The sequence below is a fragment of the Microcystis sp. LE19-8.1F genome, from assembly GCF_027531715.1.
In the GTDB taxonomy this organism is placed as follows: Bacteria; Cyanobacteriota; Cyanobacteriia; order Cyanobacteriales; family Microcystaceae; genus Microcystis; species Microcystis wesenbergii_A.
On sequence record NZ_JAPZSO010000180.1, the window covers coordinates 1 to 7,691 of the forward strand.

Sequence of the window (7,691 nt, forward strand, 5' to 3'; positions counted from 1 at the left end):
ACCAGAACAGAGTAAATCTGTTAAGGCAGGTGCGAAAAATCCTTCGGGAAAGAAACAGAAACCGTTCGGCTGAGCTCACGGCCGAAGCCTAAATCGTGAGGTTTGGGAATCACCGTCCGTTCACGGCGGTGAGGATGTCAAACTCAATGATTTTAACTGTGACAGGCACTATATAAAGAATGATTTCCCTTTTGGACTAATTTTGATCGGTATAGTTAAATTGTACTAAATAAATTGTCGTATTGGCTAGGAGAAACCCGTATTTAATCGTTTCCTTGCTTTCGTGGTTATTCGATAATTTTGCCGCTTCTCCCTAAAAATTACCGTCCCGCTCGCTAAACTGCCAAATTGATAAGATCCTTTGACCTTTCGCCGCCCTATTGAGCAAAACTAGGTATAAACACTTTCTTAAGAATTAACCTATGTCACAATAGATGAAGATAAACCAAATAGTGTGAAGTTGTAAACTAGGTATTACTGAATGGAACCGCTTTATCAGTACGCGTGGCTAGTTCCCGTCCTGCCTTTGGTAGGCGCTACCCTAGTGGGCGCGGGCTTAATTTCCTTTAATGAAGTCACCAATCGTCTGCGACAGGTGAATGCTGTATTGATCATTTCTACCCTCGGTGCGTCGATGGTGCTGTCTTTTGCGCTGCTGTGGAGTCAAATCAATGGACACGCTCCCTATACCCAAATGATCGATTGGGCATCGGCGGGTAACTTTCACCTGAAAATGGGTTATACGATCGATCACCTCAGTGCTTTAATGTCGGTTATCGTCACCACCGTGGCCTTTTTGGTGATGATTTATACCGATGGTTACATGGCCCATGACCCCGGTTATGTGCGTTTTTACGCCTATCTGAGCATTTTTAGCAGTTCTATGCTCGGTTTGGTCATCAGTCCTAACCTCGTCCAGATCTACGTTTTCTGGGAATTGGTGGGGATGTGTTCCTATCTGCTGGTAGGTTTCTGGTTCACTCGTCCGGCGGCTGCCGAGGCCTGTCAAAAAGCCTTTGTTACCAACCGCGTCGGCGATTTTGGCTTATTACTGGGAATGCTGGGTCTTTTCTGGGCCACCGGTAGCTTCGAGTTTGATATCATGGGTGAACGTCTAGAGGAATTAGTCTCTTCTGGAGCCATTGCCGGCAGTTTAGCGGCATTATTCGCCGTTTTAGTCTTCCTTGGACCGGTGGCCAAATCAGCCCAATTTCCCCTTCATGTCTGGCTACCGGATGCCATGGAAGGTCCGACCCCGATTTCGGCCCTGATTCACGCCGCCACGATGGTGGCCGCTGGAGTTTTCCTGATTGCCCGGATGTATCCCGTTTTTGAGCCAATTCCCACGGCGATGACGGTAATTGCTTGGACGGGGGCCTTTACCGCCTTTCTAGGGGCAAGTATCGCCCTCACCCAGAATGATATAAAAAAGGGTTTAGCCTATTCCACCATCTCCCAATTGGGTTATATGGTTATGGCTATGGGTATCGGCGCTTATAGTGCCGGGTTATTCCACCTGATGACCCACGCTTATTTTAAAGCGATGTTGTTCCTCGGTTCTGGTTCGGTCATCCACGGTATGGAGGATGTGGTCGGTCATGAGCCGGTTTTAGCGCAAGATATGCGGATGATGGGCGGTTTACGCAAGTATATGCCCATTACTGCCCTAACTTTCCTGGTGGGAACTCTGGCCATCTGTGGGATTCCTCCTTTCGCTGGTTTCTGGTCGAAGGATGAAATTCTCGGTTTAGCTTTTGAGGCGAACCCGTCCTTATGGTTAATCGGTTGGGCCACTGCGGGTTTAACAGCTTTTTATATGTTCCGGATGTACTTTAACACCTTTGAAGGGGAGTTTAGAGGGACTAATAAGGAGATTAAACGCCGACTGTTAGCCAATGCGGGCGCGATTCCGGCTTTTGGACCGGGGGCAATGAATGTTAAGCAATTGGACTCGGAAGCGCAGGAAGAAGACAACCACGGCCATCATGCCCATGAACCCCACGAATCGCCAATTACGATGACTTTACCTCTAATGATTTTAGCGGTTCCTTCTTTGTTGATTGGTTTGGTGGGTAAACCTTGGCAGAATTTCTTCGAGGGTTTTATTCATGTTCCTAACGAAGTGGTAGAAGAAGTTCATGCTTTTGATTGGACAGAGTTTCTGATTATGGCGGGTAATTCGGTGGGGATTGCTTTAATCGGGATTACTGTCGCTTCTTTGATGTATCTCCAGAAGAAAATTGACCCCGCAACTATTGCCCAAAAATTCCCCGTTTTGTATCGTTTTTCCCTGAACAAATGGTACATTGATAATCTCTATGATCGAGTTTTTGTCCAGGGTTGTCGTCGTCTTGCGCGGCAAATTATGGAAGTGGATTATCGGGTTATCGATGGGGCGGTGAATTTAACTGGTTTAGCTACTCTTGTCAGTGGTGAAGGTCTTAAATACCTTGAAAATGGTCGCGCCCAATTCTACGCTTTAATTGTCTTTGCCGCAGTTTTGGGTTTAGTAATTGTCTATAGTCTGGTGTAGATTTTTAATCCGTTGACTAAAGATTTTTAGGGGGCGCAAAGCCCCTTTTTTCGGCTTTAAGTACCCCTTTTTAAGGGGAATTTAGGGGTAGCAAACTCTTATAGTCATATTTGGGTAAAGCGATCGCTTTTGATATACTCTTTAAAAATAGATGATAATTGAAATCGGTTTTGCTCCCTTTGAGTTAAATAACGTTGTTGCAAGGATTGTAAACCATTGATTAAATCACTGGCAGATAAATCTAGGTTATTTTTTAACTCCTCTCTAGATAAAGGTGGAAGTCCAGTAATTACAATTTCCTGAGGATCAAGAAAACAATCAGATGAGTTTAAAATTGCCTTTCCCGTTTTAGGCTTGATTAAGCCAATTGATTAAGTCAGCTTGACTCTCAAAGTCTAGCAATGCTTCTCCTAAGTCTTCTAATTTTTCTACTGAGAGTTTTTGGATAGTTTCGGTAATATGCGGGGGTAGTTCACCAAAACGTCGTTTAAGTAAGCGTAGCACTAGGTTGGCTTCTCCTTTTTGAAGTCCGATAGCTTCTCCTTGTTGAATAGCTTTTTCTCTATCTTGTTCGTATAAAGGGGCTAAACGCATAATAAATTTCCTCTCCTCTTGGGTTCTTTTGGGTAAGGCTTGCAAGTTTCTACTCAAATTGTATAATAATTTTAAGGCAGCTGATTTAAAGGGATGATTAGAAGATAATGCCTCTAATTCATCAATCGCTCTGGTTCTGGTTCCTCCTCTGCCTAGTAATCTTAACCAAAGGGTTTCAGGGGTTTCGGGTAATTGATGTAGGACAATAAGGGCTGTGGTTAATGCTGGAGGTAAAAAATAAATTCCTTCTCCCCAATCTGGGTTTAATTGAGCGGAAAAAGCAGTTATAATTCTTTGACTGGCAGTAGGAGTTAGTATCCATAGTCTAGGAATATTTTATGCTAATAAGGGTTGTTGGTGACGGTGAGCTTCTCTTTGTAATTGTTCCCGCACAGTAAACAGTTTAGATAAACAGGCAATAATGCCCTCAATCGTGACTGGATTGCGATAGGGTTCCAATAAACAAGGGGTTTGAGCTAATCGGCCTAATAAGCCTAATTCAGGCGGTATTTTGGGAGAAGTCGGCCGAAAATACACATCGATTTCTTGAGTTTCTGCCGTCACATCAAGGCTAGTTTTCACGTCACCGGAAGAAGAGAGAAAGGTTTCGAGGTAATTAGGGGTCGAGAAGGTCGTCACCGACCTCCCCTCCCATTCAGAACCGTGCGTGATACTTTCGCATCACACGGCTCCTAGTTTGACTGTTCCCCTGTTAAGGATACAACTTGACATCTTTTGGTTGTCCTTGATTAGGGGTCGAGAAGGTCGTCACCGACCTCCCCTCCCATTCAGAACCGTGCATGAGACTTTCACCTCACACGGCTCCTAGTTTGACTGTTCCCTTGTTAAGGATGCAGCTTGACTTCTTTTGGTTAACCTTGTATTATCTGGGTTGACTAGGTGTCAAACTAGATGATTTTAGGCTTCCATCAGATGCCGATTTATCATCGTGACAGTGGCGGTGTAGTAATTGAAGGTTCTTATATTCATCCTTTCCGCCTAAGCTTAGAGGGTGAATGTGGTCAACTTCAATTAAGTCCGATGGGGTGAAATACTGCCCACATCGGCTACACTTGCCTTGTTGCTTCTTAAGTAGTTTGGCTACTCTTGTCGGTGTGTCGATTGCTTGTCCTCGTCTGGTCGCCCAGTAAGTCCAATTTCCGTCGTAAGGTGAAGCTTCGGGGCGTACTAGGGTATGTCTGACAATTGGTGTCCAATTATGTTTCCATAGATAGAGACCGTCTTTGGTTTGAAATAGCCAAGATTCATGTCTTTCTTTCCCATTGTTGAGTTTAACTGTACCCGGTATAAAGTAGTTTCTCAGCTTTTCGTGGTTCGCTTTACCGCATCTTGATACTGTCCATGCCCTTAACATTAACCAGATTGTATGGTCTAGTTTTGTGAAGGTATCCATAGATACTACTCCTGAGTAGTAGTTAGCCCATCCTCTAATGATTGGGTTTAGGTGACTAATCAGGGCTGATTGAGGTGCTGTTTTGTGTTTTTTGATTACACCTTTAATCGCTTCTGTGTGGGTTTTAACTGCTTTTTGGCTGGGTTTGATGTGGGTTTTGTGACCAATTAATCGTTTTGCCCCATCTTTCCCAGATTTGTATTTTCCTACTGGATATTGCCTGATATTGAATCCTAGAAAGTCAAAACCGGGTTTTTCCATTTTCCCATTGTATTCAGTAGGTTTGAGTGTGTGACACACTCTGGTTTTTTCTGGTTTAATTTCTAATCCAATAGGCTTTAACCATTCAGAAATGGCAGTTTTGCACTGTTCAATGATTTCGAGTGATGGTGAAATTACTACAAAATCATCGGCGTATCTTATTAAAACAGCTTGAGTTTTATTACCCTTTCTAGGGAATAGTGTTTCAATCAATCTTGCCATTCCATCCAGTGCGATGTTGGCTAGTAGTGGACTTATTACCCCTCCTTGAGGTGTCCCTGTTTCTGTTTCTTCAAATACGCCGTTATCCAATACTCCTGCTTTGAGCCATTGTTTTATGTCTCTTTTCAGGGAACTTGGGCAATGAATTTTAGACAGTAAAGAGTCGTGATTAATTCGGTCAAAACATTTGGCAATATCAGCATCTAATACAAAGTAATTACTTTTATTAATGCTGAGGTATATCCTCGATATTGCATCATGGGCAGACCTTCCGGGTCGGAAACCATAGCTGGTTCCTTCCATTTTTGCTTCCCATTCTGGTTCAAGTGCCGATTTAACCACCGCTTGTCTGGCTCTGTCTTTGATGGTTGGTATTCCTAGTGGGCGTTTTTCATCCCTCCCGGGTTTAGGAATCCATACTCTTCTTAGCGGTTTTGCTTTGAGTGTTCCCTTGATTTCTTCGGTTAGATTTAGCCTTTGTTCTGGGGATATTGCTATCATTCCATCGACTCCTGCTGTTTTCTTTCCTTGATTATCTTGGGTTACTTTGCGAACTGCTAATAGACGAGCATAGTATGATTTCACCAATAGACGTTGCCACCTTCTAACCTTTGCATCCTGTCCCGATTTAGCCGCTTGGTATATCCTCTTTTGGAGCTTGAAAACGTATCTTTGGACTTTCGCCCAATTGATAGCTTTCCATACATTCGTAGTCTTAGTGGTTTTCGGTTTCCCGAATCCTTTACCTTCTCTCGATTTCGTCATATAGACTCCTACTAGACTCTATCCTTACAATCAAACCGTAACCCGTTAGCATATCCTGACTATTACTGTCGGGCGTTGGCTTTTGGTTACATCACACACCCTTAGAGGCTTGCGCTTACACTTATCGCTACTGGGTATTTCGACCGATACTCAGAGCCTAAAAGGGTTTATCACGTTCCGTTTATATGGGCGTTCCATCTTTAGATTTGTCCTCTCCACCGGGGTACTTTAAAGGTCTATGTAAGTGAATGTAATATTTCCTCACTATTCCCCTTATTCTTTTGAACGCAGTGTGTCAACCTATTTCACTGCTATACACTTACGATGGTTCACGTCAGACATTTGGCTCACGCCTAATCTTGGATGGTTGGCAGTGGTCTCGGTTTGGATGTTAGGTTACATCTAGGAGCCTTCCGTTCCCCGCTTCAGTCCCAGAGTTGTGATTTCTGAATCTGGGGGTGGCTATCGCCGTTACTCTCAGCTTTGTAACGATTTGTGATTAATTGTTACAAAGTGTATTGACCTTGAGTCCCCTTGCCTGATTTGGTATCGGGTGATACTAAACGTTGGGACATATAAACAGTTATAAGGTTGGTCTGGGTTGACCTCTTAGATTCAGTCGGGGGACTGAAGACCTTACTAGGCGGTTATTTCGGGCATTTCAGCCCTATTTCATGCCTAAACGTTTCGCACATCTAGATTAAATTTATCCCAAAGAAAGCGAGTCAAGACCTAAGTTATTCAATCGATGATCAGGGTTATTTTATCATTTTAAAAGCCTGATTGGAAAAATTGGCAGCATTGCAGCTTTAGTTACAGATTTTTCCTAGTTTTTGCGCTAAGACTGAAAGGTTAATCAGCAAAAAACGCGCTCGACGAATGAAACCGCAAATCATCGTCTGTGGATTAGGTCGCACGGGTTATAAAATCTTTTGTTTACTCAAACAACAATCTGCGGCAGTAGCGGCGATTAGCGATCGCCAAATGGTCTGCGAATACCAGTCTGATATTATTATCGGCGATCCCTGCTCTCCTAAAACTCTCCTGCAAGCTGGCCTTCCAGATGCAGAAACCCTAGTTTTGGCCATCGATAACGACGCACTCAATCTGGAAATTCTCACCCGCGCCAGGATAATTAACCCGAAAATTCGGATAGTTAACCGACTATTTAACGAAACTTTGGGAGAAAGACTCGATCAAACCCTCCCTGCTCACGTTAGCATGAGCGTTGCTTCCCTAGCAGCCCCGATCTTTTCCTTTGCTGCCCTTGGTAATAAAGCTATCGGTCAATTACAGCTATTCGATCGCCTTTGGCCAATTCAAGAGATAATTATTGAGGAAAATCATCCTTGGTGGGGATTACCCCTTTACGAACTTTGGGACGATCCGGCCCGGATGTTAATCTATTATCTCCCCGCTCACGACGAAATCGATCTGGTTTCCGCAGTTCTTTCGGGCAAAAAACTCCAAACTGGCGATCATCTCATTATCGGCAATAAACCGACAATTAGAGCAAAACAGCGTTTTAAACTGCAAAAGTGGCTGAGAAATCTACTCAATCTCCGTCCCTATCAGCACTATGTCCAACCAGTAATTCTTGTCACCCTTTCCCTCCTGGGGATGATTTCCCTTGCTACCGTTACCTATCTCAGCGTTAATCAAAAAATTTCCCTCGTCGATTCCCTCTATTTCTCGGTCGGGATGATTACCGGCGCCGGAGGTAACGAAAAAGTGGCCGAATCTACCCCCGATAGTATCAAAATTTTTACCGAAATTTTGGGTTAAAGCCCCGTCCTTTTAGGACGGCTTTTTAAACTATATCTTGTTAACTTAACTTTTATTGTGCTATACTGATTTTGTCTAAGTCCCCCCTGCGTAAAATGTTTGTCTTAGAGTTTAAAG

Annotated in this window: 1 protein-coding gene and 4 pseudogenes; 2 read left to right on the forward strand and 3 right to left on the reverse strand. The window is 43.6% G+C overall.

Annotation, left to right across the window (positions count from 1 at the left end):
* Positions 1 to 481 precede the first annotated feature (481 nt).
* The gene (locus tag O9334_RS17210) at positions 482 to 2,533 is read left to right on the forward strand and encodes an NAD(P)H-quinone oxidoreductase subunit 5 (RefSeq protein WP_288001414.1); all 2,052 of its coding nucleotides are present in this window, start codon (positions 482 to 484) and stop codon (positions 2,531 to 2,533) included.
* 104 nt (positions 2,534 to 2,637) lie between these two features.
* On the opposite strand, the pseudogene O9334_RS17215 reads toward O9334_RS17210, so the two are convergent.
* The 3 pseudogenes from O9334_RS17215 to ltrA all read right to left on the reverse strand — a co-directional run.
* Positions 2,638 to 2,808, reverse strand: a pseudogene (locus O9334_RS17215) (ATPase); the annotation flags it as partial.
* A 73-nt stretch (positions 2,809 to 2,881) separates the two neighbouring features.
* Positions 2,882 to 3,766 (reverse strand): annotated as a pseudogene (locus O9334_RS17220) (DUF4351 domain-containing protein).
* A gap of 186 nt (positions 3,767 to 3,952) precedes the next feature.
* A pseudogene (gene ltrA / locus O9334_RS17225) lies at positions 3,953 to 5,789 on the reverse strand (group II intron reverse transcriptase/maturase).
* Between the two features lie 879 nt (positions 5,790 to 6,668).
* On the opposite strand from ltrA, the pseudogene O9334_RS17230 reads away from it, so the two are divergent.
* Positions 6,669 to 7,568 (forward strand): annotated as a pseudogene (locus O9334_RS17230) (potassium channel family protein); the annotation flags it as partial.
* Positions 7,569 to 7,691: the final 123 nt, after the last annotated feature.